Consider the following 15,798-nt stretch of genomic DNA (forward strand, 5'->3'; position numbering starts at 1 on the left):
TTATATTTTTATATATCCTATATTAATATTAGTTTATCAATAATTGTGTTGGAAATTAAAATGTATAATAAAAAATAGGGATATATCATACTGATATACTCCCTATTTTTTATAGTATTGGTGAAAATAATCTACAAACTGATTCTTTTATTTTATTAACTATTTTTCGATTTTCAAACATATTCTGTTTTAACTCTTTTCCATGTTTTAAATCTTCTAAAAAGTCATCTTTTATTTCATTAATAATATTTTCATCATATATAAAAGCATTAACTTCAAAATTCAATTTAAAGCTTCTAAGATCCATATTGGCAGATCCTGTAGATGCCATAAAATTGTCAATAATTATAACCTTTGAATGTAAAAAACCTTTATTATATAAGTATACCTTCCCACCAGATTCTAATATTTCTTGAAAATAAGAATAGGATGCAGTATTTACAATTTTATGATCTGCAATTTCCGGAAATAAAATTATAAGTTCTACTCCACTTAAAGCTGCGCATTTTAAAGCTTTTAACAAACTTTCATCTGGTATAAAGTATGGGGTTTCTATATATATACTTTTTTTAGCCTGACATATAGCATAAAAATAAGCATAATGCATAGACTCCCAATCTGAATCTGGACCACTAGCCACAATTTGCATCATACAGCTACCTTTATCCTTTAACTTAGGAAATAAATTTTCTTTTAATAATACTTTTTTTGTATTGTAATACCAATCAGTTAAAAAAATCATCTGTAGCATATAAACTGATGTTCCTTCTATTCTTATATGAGTATCTCTCCAGTATCCAAATTTTTTATTTTTACCTATATATTCATCACCTATATTTATTCCACCGGTGTATCCTATTTGTCCATCTATAACTACAATCTTTCTATGATTTCTATAATTAAGCTGTCCTCCTATGGGTATTGTAATCTTACCTTTTAAATATGGAATTATTTCTATGCCATAAGTTCGCATTTCATTGAAAAATTTTCTATGAAACCAAAATCTCCAACAACCTACATCATCATAAATTATTCTTATTTTTACACCAGATTTAGCTTTATCTATTAGCTCTTTTTTTATTTTTTCTCCAATTTCACTGTCTTTAATTATAAAATATTCTAAATGAATATGGTCTTTTGCATTTCGTATATCTTTTATTAAATTTTCAAATTTTTCATTTCCATCCACATAAATTTCTACATTATTATTAATAGTGAATGGGAAAATTCCTGTATTAAGTAATAAACTAACTATTCTTAAGACTCTAAAGTCTATATTCTTACCATAGGGTAGCTTTCCTTCTTTTATCATTGTACTTTGACCTTGTGCTAATTCTTTCATTTCATCCAAGTTAAATAAAAGATTTTCTTTTTTCATATTATTTGCCATTTTATAGGTTTTCTTCATTTTTATTTTTCTAATATTTCTTCCTAATATAGCATAAAACAATATACCTATAACTGGAAATAACATAAAAATCAAAATCCATATTAATGTTTTTGAAGGATCCCTATTTTCTAATATAAGTTTTATAGAAATAATAATACTTAGTATATAAAAGAGTACTAAAATGATTTTTAAAACCATATCATTATTTTCATCTCCTTACGTCTTATCTACCTATACCTAATTCTCTCGCATAGTAGAACAAATATTGTTGTGCAAATCCTGCTGAATCACCAAACTTTTCTAATGCAAACTTTCTTATTTTAGGTAGACTTAAATTATCTTCCACATAAAATTCTTCCATAACTCTTTTTACCCAAACATCCACTGGAAATGTATCATATTTTTGCATCCCAAATAAAGCAATACAATCTGCTACCTTTGGTCCTACACCATTAAATTTAACTAATTCTTTTATACATTCTTCTGTGCTCAATTCTCTATAAGATAAAACATCTTCATTATTTTCAATAACATAGTCAGCGACACTTTTTATATACTTATCTCTAAATCCTGTCTGGCATGCTCTTATATCTTCTACAGATGCTTTACATAGTTTCTCTGGTTTTGGAAAAGCATAGTATTTTTTACCTCTGTATTCTTCTATAAACTCACCATATTTTTCTGATAAGTTATTTATAGCTCTTTGAATCATTGGTATTCTATTATTTGCAGATATTATGAAAGATATAAGCATTTCCCACCCATCTTGTTGTAAAATTCTTATACCTTGTCCAAATTCTGTTGCTTTTTCTAAATATTCATCCATAGTTTTTAATTCATTTTTTATTTCACTATAGTCTCTTCCTAAATCAAAATAATCAAACCATATGTTATCAAAGTCTTCTTTATTAGTATTATCAAAAATGATTAAATCATTTTCTTTTTTTACATTTATAACTCTTCCTTGTACTACACCTGTATATGAACTATCTTCTTCTTTTAACCATCTAAAACACTGGCCACAATCAAACACATGTTGTGGATCGAAATCGTCACTTATTCCTTCTAATATAATTTTATTATCTTTCTCTATAATATTCATAGTTACTTTCCTTTCTCATTTGAATCTATTTATTATTATTTTTTATTTTTCTCTAATCTATCCTTTAATTTTATAATGAAGTAATTTACAATTATATTCTTATATAATATATACCTTATTTTTGTCAATTTACACATATCTTAACATAAAAAATACCTAGATAATAACTTATCTAGGTATTTTTTATGAATTACATTCCTAATTCTTTAAATTCTCTACTTCCTGGCTTAACTAAATCTTCTTTTCCTTCTTTACAAAGAGGACATTCATCAGCTTCATGAACTTGTATATCTAATTTTATAGCGCTGTATATAGGCATTCCTATATCTTCGCTAGTTCTGTTTGCTATACAAGCAACTCCTATTACATCTCCGCCTAAAGCTTCTAAGCATTTTTTAGTTTCTATTGTTGATTTACCAGTTGTAACAACATCTTCTGCTATTATTATTTTAGCTCCTGGTTTAACTTCAAACCCTCTTCTAAGTTGCATTACTCCGTCTTTTCTTTCAGTAAATACTGATTCTTTTTTAAGTTGTCTTCCAAGTTCATAAGAAACTATTACTCCGCCCATAGCTGGTCCAACTACTAAATCTATTCCTAAGTCTTTTATTTGCTCAACAACTGTACTTAATACTTGCTCTGCATATTCAGGGAATCTTAATACCTTTGCACATTGTACATATTTATTACTATGCTTTCCTGATGATAATAAAAAATGTCCTTCTAATAGTGCATCACTTTTCTTTAATATTTCAACTACATCTACTTTATTCATGTTGTACTCCTCCAATTTGTTATGTTTATATTTTTAACTTCAATTTTAGTAATTTTATTAAATATTATATTTTTATCTCTACTTTTATATAATTCCTCTTATTTCATCAAGAGTTTTTATTCCTTCTTGCTTCATAAACTTTTCTATTCCATCTATTATTTCAAGTCCTATTCTTGGGTTTACAAAGTTTGCCGTTCCAACTTGAATGCAAGAAGAACCTGCCATTATAAATTCTATAGCATCATTGGCATTTGTTATTCCACCCATTCCCCACACTGGTATTTCTATATTTTTAGAAACTTCATTAACCATTCTAAGAGCTATCGGTTTTATTGCCGGTCCAGATAATCCTGCATATACATTTTCAAATACAGGCTTTCTTTTATTTATATCTATTGCTAAAGCTTTGAATGTATTTACTAAAGACACTCCGTCAGCTCCTTCTTCTTCACATACTCTAGCCATACCTACTATATCTTCAGCATTTGGAGATAATTTTATTACAAGAGGTTTATCTACAACTTTTCTAACTTCTCTAACAACTTCTCTTGCAACCTCATTTTTTATTCCAAAAGCCATTCCTCCAGCTTTTACATTTGGACAAGATATATTTAACTCTATTACATCCACATCTCTTCCTCTTAGTAGTTCAGCACCTTTTATATAGTCATCTAATGTTCCTCCACCAAGATTAACTATTCTCACTAAATCTAAATCAGAGAAGAAAGGTAGTTCTTTATCTATAAATCCTTGTACCCCCGGATTTTCTAATCCCACACTATTCATCATTCCTGATGGAGTTTCAAATACTCTCATACCATTATTTCCATCTTTTTGATTCAATGTAAGTCCTTTACTGCTTATTCCACCTAATTTTTCTATATCATAAATTTCATTGTATTCTTTCCCAAATCCAAACGTCCCAGATGCCATTATTACTGGATTTTTAAAATTAAGATCCTTAAATTTTACATTTAAATTAGCCATTAAAAATCACATCCTCTCCTCTGAATACCGGGCCATCTTTACAAGTTTTCTTATTTCCAAATTTAGTTTTGCAAGTACATACTAAACATGCACCTACGCCACATGCCATGTGGTTTTCTAAAGAAACGAATAATTTTGTATTTGTTCCTTCCACCATTTTAACTAGTTTTTCCATCATTGGTGTTGGTCCACAAGTTAATATATAATCGTATTTTTCTATGTCTATAATATCTGTTACAAATGTATTTCCTATTGCAACATTTACCTCATTACAAACTTCATTATATTTATCTATTAATATAGGTTCGTTTCTAAATCCTAAGTAGGCATCACAATTCGGAATATTTTTAGCCACTAGGTAAAGTGGTGCAACTCCTATTCCTCCTCCTACTAAAGCTACTTTTCCTTCTACTTTTTCGTAACCATTACCATAAGGTCCTTCTAATTTTATTGTTTCTTCTGGTTTTAATTCACTAAGTATTTTTGTTCCTTCTCCTACAGCTTTGTATAAGAAACTTATACTATTTTCATTTATATCATGAATGCTTATAGGTCTTGATAATAAAGGATAATTATCCCACGCTCTTAACATATAAAATTGACCCATTTCACCTTTAAAATTTCCTTCTACTTCCATTAAGTACATTTCTTCCCCAATATACTCATTTCTAATTACTTTGTACATTTTGTATCCTCCATAAAATTCGCTTCGCTCATGTCGCCAACGAGATACCTTCGCTACCGCTTCAGGTAACTCCGTTGCTCAAAATTCGCTTTTCTAATCTCACTAAAAACTATAAATTATTAATTGTTTATATCTACACCTAATAGCTTCATAATTAAAGCCATTCTTACATACATACCATAAGTAGCTTGTTTAAAATAAACCGCTCTTTCATCATCATCCACATCTGTAGATATTTCGTTTACTCTTGGTAGAGGATGTAATACAAACATATCTTCTTTTGCATGCTCCATCTTTTCTTTATCTAGTATATAAGTATCTTTTAATCTTTCGTATTCATCTCTATCAACAAATCTTTCTCTTTGAATTCTAGTCATATAAAGTAAATCTAGATTTTTTAAAGATTCATCTAAATGTGATGTTTGGCAATATGAATTATTTTGAATTTTTTCTTTTATATATTCTGGCATTTTAAGTTCTTCTGGTGATATAAAAATAAATTTATTATTTTCGTATCTATTCATTGCTTTTACTAATGAATGAACTGTTCTTCCATATTTTAAATCACCACATAGTCCTATTGTGTGATTACTTAAAGTTCCTTTTAGGGATTTTATTGTGAGTAAATCAGTAAGGGTTTGAGTTGGGTGTTGATTTCCACCGTCTCCTGCATTAATGAATGGTACACTCGTGTATTTAATAGCTTCTTCTGCCGCTCCTGCAACAGGGTGTCTCATAACTATAAGGTCTACATATCCAGATACAACTCTCATTGTATCTCCTAATGATTCCCCTTTAGATGCTGATGAAGAATTTGGTTCAGAGAAACCTATTATTTCACCGCCTAAACGTTTCATAGCAGCTTCAAAGCTTAATCTTGTTCTTGTTGATGGCTCATAAAATAAAGTCGCCATTAATTTTCCTTCACATACGCGAGAATATGCTGATGGATTTTTTATAATATCCTCAGCTAAGTTTAATATTTCATCTATTTCTTTAATAGAAAAGTCTTCTGGTTGGATTAAATTCCTTGATTTTAACATATTTTCCTCCTTTTTTAGCCTCTCTGGACTAAATTTAAAAGTATTTCATATCTCTAGTAGGTTATCACTTTTACATTTTCATGTCAATATTTTTAGCAATTAAAAAACAGAAGATATTTCTATCTTCTGTTTTTATCTTTATATTAAACTTTATACTTTTCCTAAGAAAACGTTTGTTATATTTTTATACTAAACCTTGAGCCATCATAGCATCAGCTACTTTTAAGAATCCAGCTACGTTTGCACCAGCAACTAAGTTATATCCAAATCCATAAGTTTGAGAAGCGTTAGCACAAGCATCATGTATCCCAACCATTATGTTTTCTAATTGAGCATATACTTGTTCTGGAGTAAATACAGTTTTACCAGAGTTTTGACCCATTTCTATACAAGAACAAGCAACTCCACCAGCATTAGCAGCTTTAGAAGGTCCTACTATTATTCCATTGTCTTGTAAGTATTTTATTGCTTCATTAGTTGAAGACATGTTTGATCCTTCACATACGAATTTGCATCCACTAGCAACTATAGTTTTAGCATCATCTATTAATATTTCGTTTTGAGTAGCACATGGTATATATAAATCAGCTTTTACTTCCCATGGTTTTTTACCAGCTACGAAAGTAGATCCTGGGAATTTATCAGCATATGGAGCACATACGTTTTTACCTGAGTTTCTTAATTCAAGCATATATGCAACTTTTTCTCCACTTATTCCATTTGGATCATATATATATCCATCTGGTCCAGATATTGTAACTAATTTAGCTCCTAATTCATTTAATTTCTGTGCAGTTCCCCAAGCAACGTTTCCAAATCCTGATATAGCAACTTCTTTACCTGCTAATTTTTCTCCGTTTGCTTCTAACATTGCATTTGCAAAGAATACTATTCCGTATCCAGTAGCTTCAGTTCTTCCTTGTAATCCACCGTAAGAAAGTCCTTTACCAGTTAAAACACCTTCAAATCTATTTACTAATCTTTTATATTGTCCAAACATATATCCTACTTCTCTTGCACCAACACCTAAGTCCCCAGCTGGTACATCTGTTTCTGGTCCTATATGTCTATATAATTCAGTCATGAAAGCTTGACAGAATCTCATTATTTCTGCATCAGATTTTCCATTTGGATCGAAGTCAGCTCCACCTTTACCTCCACCTATTGGAAGACCAGTTAAACTATTTTTGAATATTTGCTCGAATCCTAAGAATTTTATTATCCCTGGGTAAACGTTTGGCGCAAATCTTAAACCACCTTTATATGGTCCTATTGCACTATTGAATTGGTATCTGTATCCCTTATTTACTTGTACATTACCATTATCATCTGTCCAAACAACTCTAAATGTTATTCCTCTTTCTGGTTCTGTTAATCTTTCTAATATAGCAGCTTTTTCATACTCTGGATGTTTTTCCATTACTGGTGCTAATGAAGATAAAACTTCTTCAACTGTTTGGTGAAATTCTACTTCACCTGGATTATTTTTCTTACAAAGTTCGATACACTCTTGTACGTAATTAGACATTTTATAAAGCCCCCTTAATTAATAAGTAAATTTATTTATCATTCATGTTTGTTATTTAATTGGTAAGATTTTATACTTTCCTTACTCTCAATTGAATTGTAGCATAGTAAAATCCCTATGCGCAATTGAATTTTTGTTTAATTTATAATTTAATTTTTGTTTAATTGATGTTATATTTGACACTATTGTTTTTACTATTTTAAAGTTAAAAACCATAATTACTATTATTTTAAATGTATTTATTTGTTAGATTCTTAATAAGAAGATTGTTAATTCTTACTCATTCATATGAAAATTTTCATATTGTAAAACAGTTTTATTTATGACATATTCACAGTTTTAGGAAAACCTTATCCATGTAATTTTTGTATTTCACTTTAAATCCCATACCTTTCCTTAATTTTCACTAAAATAATTAAACTCATTTAACATATTCAATCTAATCATTACTTAGTTAAAATTTATTCAATATCTACATACTTAATCCGCAATTTATTTTTCAATATTCAGACTATTTAAATTATATAATATAATAAAATTCATAATGTATATTTTTTATTTTTTGTCGAATATATATAAAAATCATATATGTTTTTTATATTAACTATATTATTTAGTTATTATTCCCTACAAATTATCTTTCATTTTATATTTTTACAGGACAAAAAATTTTAAAAAATTTTCAATTAAATTATAAAATAATAAGTTTCAATTACAATTTAATTTAATTTTTATATAATATATGTTTTTTAAGCAAGCTTTTATTTAGATTTTCAATTCATTTATTATCTATTTAGCTCACTTATATAAACTCTTAAAAACCATTTTTATTCCCATTTTACAAGCCTAATTTTCTGTTGTTATATTTGGTAAATTTTGCTATAATGAACTTAATTATATAAGACAAAGGAGGGGTACTAAAATGGCTTATAAAATAACTGACGATTGTATAGCTTGCGGATCTTGTACTGATGAGTGTCCAAACGATGCTATAATATCTGGGGACGATAAATACGAAATAAATGCAGACGAATGTTTAGATTGTGGTTCTTGTGCTGATGCATGTCCAAACGATGCTATAGTATCTGAATAATATCTACATAAAAACTATTCAAGATAATAAATTATCTTGAATAGTTTTTTTTATATAGTTTTCTCATTGTACTTTTTTATCAAATTTTGTTATAATAATATTGCATTATAATTAAACATAACAAGGAGGACCTATCAATGGCTTACAAAATAGGTGATGCTTGCATAAGCTGTGGCGCTTGTGCAGATGAATGTCCAGTAGGATGCATATCAGCTGGAGATGATATCTACGTAATAAATGCAGATGAGTGTATCGAGTGCGGTGCATGTAATAGTGTTTGTCCAGTGGAAGCTCCACAACAAGACTAATTAAAAAAGCTATTCAAATTATATAATATAATTTGAATAGCTTTTTTTAATTTATTATCCTTATAGAAGATCCTCTTTCATTAAGTATGATAATGTAAATAAACTTTCAGTTAAGTTAACGTTTTCTACTATTACATCCTTAGAAACATTTAAGTCAATTGGTGCAAAGTTCCAAATTTCTGTTACTCCTGCATTAACTAGTCTATCTGCTAACTGCTGAGCTCCGTTTTTTGGCACACACAGAATTCCGATATCTATATTATTTTCTTTTATATATTCTTCTATAAAATCCGAATCTAATATTTCAAATTCTCTTATTTTTAATCCTATCACTTTAGGATTAGCATCAAATAATGCCTTTATCTCGAATCCGGCATTTCTAAACCCTGCATAGTTTGCTATTGCTTGACCTAAATTTCCCGCACCTATAAGTACCGCGCTATATGACTTATCTAAACCTAAAATTTTTCCTATTTCAGTGTGTAAGTCTTCGATGTTGTACCCATATCCTTGTTGGCCAAATCCTCCAAAGTTGTTCAAATCCTGTCTAATTTGCGAAGCAGTGAATCCAATTATATCACTTAACTCTTTAGAAGAGATTCTTTGTATATCTTTTTTTAACAAATCCCCTAAATATCTATAGTATTTAGGCAATCTTCTTATAACGGCCATTGAAATATTTTTATTAGCCATTAGTTCACCCCCCTGTATAATTGTTTTGTTATTATTATTTTTGTGAATAGTATAACACTCTTGATTATATTATACCAAAACATTATAATTTTAGATAGTTCAAGGAGGTATAAATTTATGATTGTTTTATCGTGTAACAATTTGTATAAAAGTTTCGGAATAGATTCCATTTTAGAAAATATATGCTTTACAGTAAATGAAGGAAATAAAATCGGTATTATCGGTATAAATGGTACTGGTAAAACTACTTTAATGAAAATAATATCTGGTGAATATGGATACGATGAGGGAGATATATATACTTCTAAGGATTGTGAAATAGGATATTTACAACAAAATACTAACTTCCTTTCTAATAACACTATATTAGAAGAAGTTTTAGAGGTTTTCAAACCATTAATAGATATGGAAAACTATTTAAGAGAGTTGGAGCATAGAATTGCTGAAGAAGGTAGCAAAGATAACTCTTCTATTTTAGAAAAACTTATGAATGATTATTCTCATGCTCTAGAAGATTTTGCTTCTAAAAATGGTTACGGATATAAATCTGAAGCAAAAGGTGTTCTTAAAGGACTAGGTTTTAAGGATGAGGATATGGACAAACCTATAAATATTTTGTCTGGTGGAGAAAAAACTAGAGTACTTTTAGGTAAATTACTCCTAAAAAAACCTACTCTATTATTGCTAGATGAACCTACAAACCACTTAGACTCTGAAGCAATAGAATGGCTAGAGTTTTTCCTTAAGCAATATAAAGGAACTGTTATGCTAATATCTCATGATCGATATTTCTTAGACCAGGTTGTTGATAGAGTATTTGAGATTCATAACAAAAGATTAAAAACTTATAATGGTAATTACTCTAAATTTATAGAGTTATCTAAAGTTGAAAAAGAACTTGAATTAAAAAAATTTGAAGATCAACAAAAAGATTTGAAGAAACAAGAAGAGTCTATTGAAAGATTAAAAGCCTATGGAAGAGAAAAGCATCTAAAAAGAGCACGTAGCAAAGAAAAGGCTTTAGATAAAATAGATGTTTTAGATAAACCTGAAGCATATAGAAAAAAAGCTAAGATTCAGTTTAATCCTTCCATCTCAAGTGGAAATGATGTTCTTCACGTTGAAGATTTATCTATGGCTTATGATGAAAGAGTTTTATTTAAAGGCGTTAATTTCGATATATATAGAGGGGAAAAAGTTGCACTTATTGGACCTAACGGTATAGGTAAATCCACATTATTCAAAATAATAATGAAAGAACTTACTCCTATTTGTGGTGATTTTAAACTTGGAACTAACGTTAATGTTTCTTACTTCCATCAGGAACAAAAAACTTTAAACTTAGATAATACTATTATTGATGAAATTTGGGATAGTAATGAAAAGTTAACTCAAACAGAAATAAGAAGTATGTTAGGCTCTCTATTATTTGAAGATGAAGAAGTATTCAAAAAAATCTCTACCTTAAGTGGTGGTGAAAGAGCCAGAATAGCTATTCTTAAATTAATATTATCTAAGGCAAATTTCTTACTACTAGATGAACCTACTAACCACTTGGATATAGATTCTAAAGAAGTTTTAGAAGAATCCCTAGAAAATTACACAGGTACTATATTCACTATTTCTCACGATAGATATTTTTTAAATACTGTTGTAGATAAAATTTTAGTTTTGGGTGAAAGTGGCATAACTGAGTATCTTGGAAATTATGATTATTATATTAATAAAAAGAGAGAATCTGAAGAAATGTCTGCCATGGTTGAAGTTGAAGAAAAAACTAAAACTCAATTAAAAGAAGAAAAAAGAAAAGAAAAAGAACAACGTGAAAAAGAAAAAAAGAATAAATTTAAAATAAAAAATATTGAACAAGAAATAGAAGATTTAGAAACTAAAATAGAAAAACTAGATAATCTTCTATGCCAAGAGGAAGTTTATTCTAATCCAGATAGGTCTAAAGAAGTAAGCCAAGAAAAAATCACTTTTGAAGACAAACTTTCTTCACTGTATGAAGCTTGGGAAGAATTAGTTTAAAGAAGCATGACTTCCTAACTCAAAAAAAGTCCCGAAAGGGACTTTTTTCTATTTTACAGCTGCAACAACTGACATTTCTACTAATATTTGTTCTCTAGCCATTTTTGCTTCTACACAAGCTCTAGCTGGCTCATGTCCATCTACTATCCAAGCATCGTAAACTGAGTTCATATCAGCGAAATCTTTCATATCTTTTACATATACAGTTATAGATAATATATGTTTTTTATCTGATCCATATTGATTTAATAATTCTTCAACTTTCGCTAAAACACCAGCTGTTTGTTCTTTTATATCTCCTTCTCCGCAAGTTTGTCCACATAAGTAAATTGTATTGTTAAATACAACTGCCTTACTCATTCTTCCATTTCCTTCAAATCTTTGTATACTCATACTAAGTTCCTCCTGTAAATTAAATTGTGTCTATTTTTAAGTTTGGTACTGCATTTAGAGACATATCATCTCTTTTGCCATTTATAAAATTATAATACCCTGCACAACCTATCATAGCTGCATTATCTGTGCACAATGATAATGAAGGATATTTAATTTCTATATCATGCTCTTTCCCCATTTGAGAAATCTTATCCCTAAGAGCTGAATTAGCTGCAACGCCTCCTGATAAAGCAATTGTTTTATAATTTTTTTCTAAAGCAGCTTTTATTGCTTTCGTAGAAAGAACTTCAACAACAGCTTCTTGGAAAGATGCTGCCACATCTTCTACTACAATTTCATTATTTTTCATTTTCTGACCATTTAAGTAGTTCAGTACTGCTGATTTTAATCCACTAAAACTAAAATCATATGAATCGTCTATATAAGCCCTCGGGAAATCTATAGCTTTTTTATTTCCTAATTTAGCAAGTTTATCAATTATTGGTCCACCTGGGTATCCTAAATTCATAGCTCTTGCTATTTTATCAAAAGCTTCTCCTGAAGCATCATCTCTTGTTCTTCCTAGTATTTCATAACGATTGTAATCTTTTACTTCTACTAAATGAGTATGACCTCCAGATACAACTAAAGTTATAAATGGTGGCTTTAAATCTTTGTGTTCAATATAATTCGCACTTATGTGGCCTTGCATATGATTAACCCCTACAAGTGGTTTATTTAAAGAAAATGCCAATGCTTTTGCATAAGAAAGTCCCACAAGTAAGGCTCCTACAAGCCCTGGTCCATATGTAACAGATATATGATCTATATCTTCTAATTCAATATTCGCTGTATCTATTGCTTCTTGGAATACAGCATCAATATTTTCTATATGCTTTCTAGAGGCTACCTCTGGTACAACGCCTCCAAATTTTTTATGTAATTCAATTTGAGTAGATACTATATTTGCTAATATTTCTCTACCATTTTTTAAAATAGCAACTGCCGTTTCATCGCAACTACTTTCCATCGATAATGTTATTATATCCTTCATTTTTACACCTCTTTTAGCTGGTTCCACATAATGATGGCATCTTCTTTGTTATCACTATAATATTCTTTTCTTATACCGCCCATTTTAAATCCATACTTTCTGTATAAATTTTGTGCTACTGTATTAGATGATCTAACCTCTAAAGTCATGGCTACTATATTATTTCCCTTACATAACTTAACCATTTCTTTTACAAGTTTATCTCCAATTTTTTTACCTCTATATTCACTATGAACTGCCACGTTTGTAATATGACCTTCATCAACTACAAACCAAACACCTACATATCCTACTATTTTATCATCTAACTGAGCAACTAAATATCTAGCTAAGTTATTTTTTAATTCTTTTTTTATTGATTCTTTTGACCAAGGATCTACGAAACAATCTTCTTCTACAACATAAACCGCATCCACATCATTCATTGTCATTGATCTTATTATAATATTATTTTCCATCTCTTAACCTCTTTTGCTTTTCTTCATATTGTTCTTCTGCTTGAGATTTTCTGATATACATTGGATTTATGTCATAACAATTATGTACATATATATTTTGTTCAAGTTTATATTTTGCTACAGTACACAAACTACTTGCTTTAGTTATGTTATTTGATGGAGATGATATAGTAATATTTGATATGGCTTCTATTTTTTCTTTATATTTATAAACAGCTTCACCAACTATTACCCATTCTTCACTTGTTACTGATAATTCTTCTAGTAAATCATCAATTTGTATTATACTTATTTTTTCTAATGCTTTACTTTTATTTTCTTCAACTATATATTTACAAGTATAAACTTGATTTCTTTGTGCATCTAATATAGCGCATATATTTTTATTACAAAGATTCATGTTAGCACCTAGTATTTCTAGAGAATTTATACCTATTAAAGGAATATTATTTACATGAGCCATAGCTTTTGCTGTAGCCATTCCTATTCTAAGTCCCGTGAAAGAACCCGGTCCTACACAAATACCTATGGCGTCTATATCCTTAATTTCTATATCACTAAGTTTTAACATATTTTCTATCATAGGCATTAGTTTTTGTGAATGAGTTTTTTTAGTGTTTATACTATATTCACAAATTAACTTGTCATCTTCTAATACTGCCACATTTGCAGCCATGGTAGAAGTATCTATTCCTAGTATCCTCATTATTTAGTCAACTCCTCAACTATTTCTTCGTATTTTTGTCCAAATGGTGTTAGTACCATTTCTCTTCCATTTTCTTTATAATTTAATTCTATTTTTAAATAATCTTCTGGTAGTATGTCTTCAATTATATTTGCCCATTCAATTATACAAACACCTTCTGAATCTATATATTCATCAAATCCAATATCGTACATTTCCTCACTACATCCAATTCTATACACATCAAAATGATATAAAGGTAGTCGACCTTCATATTCATTTACTATAGTAAATGTTGGACTTGTAATATAATCGTCTACTTCTAAAGATTTAGCTAAACTTTGTGTCATCGTAGTTTTTCCCGCTCCTAAATCTCCAATTAAACAAATCACACTACCTGGAAAAAGTAACTTACCTAGTTTTTCTCCAATCTCTCTTGTTTTCTCTTCTTTGTCTAAAAAAATTGTTTTCATTTATATCACCATAAAATCCTTTATTTCTTATAATTAACTTTCATATTATTAATTATTATTGTCAAATCAATCCGTATTTTAGTCATTTCTTTCTTGTGCAACTAGATATTATTATATAATAACCTTCATTTATAATAAAGGGGTTATCTTTATATACTTAAATTCTAAGTTTAATAAATACAAAAAAAGAGCTAAAATAGCTCTTTTTTATTTTAAAACTTATTTACTAAGTATTTTTTCCATCTTTTTGAATAATGGTAGTGTAACTACTGTCATTATACCTGCTTTTAATATATTAAAAGGAGCAATCATCCATATTACAAAAGTCATTAAATCTGTAACTCTTGGATTTATTATAGTTCCCATTTGTATTATTTGTTCTAATGGCATACCATATACTGTTACATATAAAGGTATCATTATAAAGTAATTCATTATACATCCCATAATAGTCATAGCTACTATTCCTACTAATCCTCCAGCTAACACTCCTTTTGTAGTTTTTAGCTTTTTATAAAATAAACATATAATTAATACATAAGACCCACCTATTACTACATTTGCAAATTCTCCAACTCCTCCAGTAGTACTTGCTGTTATTCCTTGAAGTAAGTTTTTAACTATAACTATAGCAAGACCTGCCATTGGCCCTAAAGACATTCCACCAAATATAGCTGGTATATCAGATAAGTCTATTTTTAGAAATGACGGAAATATTGGTAGTGGCACTGCTATAAACATAAGAATATAAGCTATTGCTGATAATACTCCCACCTTTGCTATAGTTTTTGCAGATGATAATCCTGGCTTTCTAATTACATTTTGCATAATATAACCTCCAAATTTTAAATATTTTTCTGAAATTAAAAAAACTCGAAGAATTGTAACCTTCGAGTCTTATGAATATTCAAAATGGATTATGGTATATATCATAATTCTCTTCTCTCATCCAGACTGTACTGTCGGCTTTGGAATCTCACCAAATCATGCTACAAATGTAGCTCGCGGGCTATAACCGCCGGTAGGGAATTTCACCCTGCCCCGAAGATCTTCTATTTTTTTAATTTCTTATTATATTATTATAATAATTAAATAGATACATTATGTCAATATAATAT

At 29.0% G+C, this 15,798-nt stretch carries 17 protein-coding genes and 1 riboswitch; of the genes, 3 read left to right on the forward strand and 14 right to left on the reverse strand.

The window, feature by feature from the left end:
- Positions 1-109: 109 nt before the first annotated feature.
- From cls to gdhA, 7 genes are all read right to left on the reverse strand, one after another.
- A complete protein-coding gene (gene cls / locus TEGL_RS18820; protein ID WP_018590014.1) occupies positions 110-1,588 on the reverse strand; it encodes a cardiolipin synthase in 1,479 nt (492 codons plus the stop codon).
- Positions 1,589-1,613: 25 nt separating this feature from the next.
- Positions 1,614-2,492: a DNA-3-methyladenine glycosylase family protein gene (locus TEGL_RS18825; RefSeq protein ID WP_018590013.1), complete on the reverse strand. Its 879-nt coding sequence runs from the start codon at positions 2,490-2,492 to the stop codon at positions 1,614-1,616.
- Positions 2,493-2,682: 190 nt separating this feature from the next.
- Positions 2,683-3,267 carry an orotate phosphoribosyltransferase gene (pyrE, locus tag TEGL_RS18830; protein WP_018590012.1) on the reverse strand — a complete coding sequence of 195 codons (585 nt, stop codon included), beginning with the start codon at positions 3,265-3,267 and terminating at the stop codon, positions 2,683-2,685.
- A gap of 84 nt (positions 3,268-3,351) precedes the next feature.
- Positions 3,352-4,254, reverse strand: a complete 903-nt coding sequence (locus tag TEGL_RS18835) for a dihydroorotate dehydrogenase (RefSeq protein WP_018590011.1) — start codon at positions 4,252-4,254, stop codon at positions 3,352-3,354.
- Positions 4,247-4,939: a dihydroorotate dehydrogenase electron transfer subunit gene (locus tag TEGL_RS18840; RefSeq protein ID WP_018590010.1), complete on the reverse strand. Its 693-nt coding sequence runs from the start codon at positions 4,937-4,939 to the stop codon at positions 4,247-4,249. The genes TEGL_RS18835 and TEGL_RS18840 overlap by 8 nt, the downstream gene beginning before the upstream one ends.
- 119 nt (positions 4,940-5,058) lie before the next feature.
- The gene (gene pyrB, locus TEGL_RS18845) at positions 5,059-5,982 is read right to left on the reverse strand and encodes an aspartate carbamoyltransferase (protein WP_018590009.1); all 924 of its coding nucleotides are present in this window, start codon (positions 5,980-5,982) and stop codon (positions 5,059-5,061) included.
- A gap of 184 nt (positions 5,983-6,166) precedes the next feature.
- Positions 6,167-7,510 (reverse strand): NADP-specific glutamate dehydrogenase, encoded by a 1,344-nt coding sequence (gene gdhA / locus TEGL_RS18850; protein WP_018590008.1) that lies wholly within the window; start codon positions 7,508-7,510, stop codon positions 6,167-6,169.
- A gap of 922 nt (positions 7,511-8,432) precedes the next feature.
- On the opposite strand from gdhA, the gene TEGL_RS18855 reads away from it, so the two are divergent.
- A complete protein-coding gene (locus tag TEGL_RS18855) occupies positions 8,433-8,603 on the forward strand; it encodes a DUF362 domain-containing protein (RefSeq protein WP_018590007.1) in 171 nt (56 codons plus the stop codon).
- A 137-nt stretch (positions 8,604-8,740) separates the two neighbouring features.
- On the forward strand, positions 8,741-8,911 hold the full coding sequence (locus TEGL_RS18860; RefSeq protein WP_018590006.1) for a DUF362 domain-containing protein: 171 nt from the start codon (positions 8,741-8,743) through the stop codon (positions 8,909-8,911).
- Between the two features lie 60 nt (positions 8,912-8,971).
- Here the strand turns inward: TEGL_RS18860 and TEGL_RS18865 are convergent, their stop codons facing one another.
- Complete coding sequence (locus TEGL_RS18865) at positions 8,972-9,604, reverse strand: redox-sensing transcriptional repressor Rex (protein ID WP_018590005.1); 633 nt, start codon at positions 9,602-9,604, stop codon at positions 8,972-8,974.
- A gap of 117 nt (positions 9,605-9,721) precedes the next feature.
- Between TEGL_RS18865 and abc-f the strand changes: the two genes are divergently transcribed.
- Positions 9,722-11,635: a ribosomal protection-like ABC-F family protein gene (abc-f, locus tag TEGL_RS18870; protein WP_018590004.1), complete on the forward strand. Its 1,914-nt coding sequence runs from the start codon at positions 9,722-9,724 to the stop codon at positions 11,633-11,635.
- Between the two features lie 48 nt (positions 11,636-11,683).
- Here abc-f and TEGL_RS18875 read toward each other — a convergent pair whose 3' ends face one another.
- The 6 genes from TEGL_RS18875 to TEGL_RS18900 form a co-directional block, all read right to left on the reverse strand.
- Positions 11,684-12,028: a RidA family protein gene (locus TEGL_RS18875; RefSeq protein ID WP_018590003.1), complete on the reverse strand. Its 345-nt coding sequence runs from the start codon at positions 12,026-12,028 to the stop codon at positions 11,684-11,686.
- Positions 12,029-12,047: 19 nt separating this feature from the next.
- Positions 12,048-13,064, reverse strand: a complete 1,017-nt coding sequence (tsaD, locus tag TEGL_RS18880) for a tRNA (adenosine(37)-N6)-threonylcarbamoyltransferase complex transferase subunit TsaD (RefSeq protein ID WP_018590002.1) — start codon at positions 13,062-13,064, stop codon at positions 12,048-12,050.
- 2 nt (positions 13,065-13,066) lie between these two features.
- On the reverse strand, positions 13,067-13,522 hold the full coding sequence (gene rimI, locus TEGL_RS18885; protein ID WP_018590001.1) for a ribosomal protein S18-alanine N-acetyltransferase: 456 nt from the start codon (positions 13,520-13,522) through the stop codon (positions 13,067-13,069).
- Positions 13,512-14,228: a tRNA (adenosine(37)-N6)-threonylcarbamoyltransferase complex dimerization subunit type 1 TsaB gene (gene tsaB / locus TEGL_RS18890; RefSeq protein WP_018590000.1), complete on the reverse strand. Its 717-nt coding sequence runs from the start codon at positions 14,226-14,228 to the stop codon at positions 13,512-13,514. Before tsaB ends, rimI begins: the two co-directional genes overlap by 11 nt.
- Positions 14,228-14,680, reverse strand: a complete 453-nt coding sequence (gene tsaE / locus TEGL_RS18895) for a tRNA (adenosine(37)-N6)-threonylcarbamoyltransferase complex ATPase subunit type 1 TsaE (protein WP_018589999.1) — start codon at positions 14,678-14,680, stop codon at positions 14,228-14,230. The genes tsaB and tsaE overlap by 1 nt, the downstream gene beginning before the upstream one ends.
- A 219-nt stretch (positions 14,681-14,899) precedes the next feature.
- Positions 14,900-15,508, reverse strand: a complete 609-nt coding sequence (locus tag TEGL_RS18900) for an ECF transporter S component (RefSeq protein WP_018589998.1) — start codon at positions 15,506-15,508, stop codon at positions 14,900-14,902.
- A 105-nt stretch (positions 15,509-15,613) separates the two neighbouring features.
- Positions 15,614-15,733: riboswitch (FMN riboswitch) on the reverse strand.
- Positions 15,734-15,798: the final 65 nt, after the last annotated feature.

It is taken from the genome of Terrisporobacter glycolicus ATCC 14880 = DSM 1288 (genome assembly GCF_036812735.1).
Taxonomy (GTDB): domain Bacteria; phylum Bacillota; class Clostridia; order Peptostreptococcales; family Peptostreptococcaceae; genus Terrisporobacter; species Terrisporobacter glycolicus.

Bases quoted from the DNA above. Each gene is read 5' to 3' on its own strand.
- TEGL_RS18855 (WP_018590007.1), top strand. From the start codon at position 8,433: ATGGCTTATAAAATAACTGACGATTGTATAGCTTGCGGATCTTGTACT.
- TEGL_RS18840 (WP_018590010.1), bottom strand. From the start codon at position 4,939: ATGTACAAAGTAATTAGAAATGAGTATATTGGGGAAGAAATGTACTTA.
- cls (WP_018590014.1), bottom strand. From the start codon at position 1,588: ATGGTTTTAAAAATCATTTTAGTACTCTTTTATATACTAAGTATTATT.
- TEGL_RS18865 (WP_018590005.1), bottom strand. From the start codon at position 9,604: ATGGCTAATAAAAATATTTCAATGGCCGTTATAAGAAGATTGCCTAAA.
- pyrE (WP_018590012.1), bottom strand. From the start codon at position 3,267: ATGAATAAAGTAGATGTAGTTGAAATATTAAAGAAAAGTGATGCACTA.
- gdhA (WP_018590008.1), bottom strand. From the start codon at position 7,510: ATGTCTAATTACGTACAAGAGTGTATCGAACTTTGTAAGAAAAATAAT.
- tsaD (WP_018590002.1), bottom strand. From the start codon at position 13,064: ATGAAGGATATAATAACATTATCGATGGAAAGTAGTTGCGATGAAACG.
- TEGL_RS18835 (WP_018590011.1), bottom strand. From the start codon at position 4,254: ATGGCTAATTTAAATGTAAAATTTAAGGATCTTAATTTTAAAAATCCA.
- TEGL_RS18875 (WP_018590003.1), bottom strand. From the start codon at position 12,028: ATGAGTATACAAAGATTTGAAGGAAATGGAAGAATGAGTAAGGCAGTT.
- rimI (WP_018590001.1), bottom strand. From the start codon at position 13,522: ATGGAAAATAATATTATAATAAGATCAATGACAATGAATGATGTGGAT.
- TEGL_RS18900 (WP_018589998.1), bottom strand. From the start codon at position 15,508: ATGCAAAATGTAATTAGAAAGCCAGGATTATCATCTGCAAAAACTATA.
- abc-f (WP_018590004.1), top strand. From the start codon at position 9,722: ATGATTGTTTTATCGTGTAACAATTTGTATAAAAGTTTCGGAATAGAT.
- TEGL_RS18825 (WP_018590013.1), bottom strand. From the start codon at position 2,492: ATGAATATTATAGAGAAAGATAATAAAATTATATTAGAAGGAATAAGT.
- tsaB (WP_018590000.1), bottom strand. From the start codon at position 14,228: ATGAGGATACTAGGAATAGATACTTCTACCATGGCTGCAAATGTGGCA.
- tsaE (WP_018589999.1), bottom strand. From the start codon at position 14,680: ATGAAAACAATTTTTTTAGACAAAGAAGAGAAAACAAGAGAGATTGGA.
- TEGL_RS18860 (WP_018590006.1), top strand. From the start codon at position 8,741: ATGGCTTACAAAATAGGTGATGCTTGCATAAGCTGTGGCGCTTGTGCA.
- pyrB (WP_018590009.1), bottom strand. From the start codon at position 5,982: ATGTTAAAATCAAGGAATTTAATCCAACCAGAAGACTTTTCTATTAAA.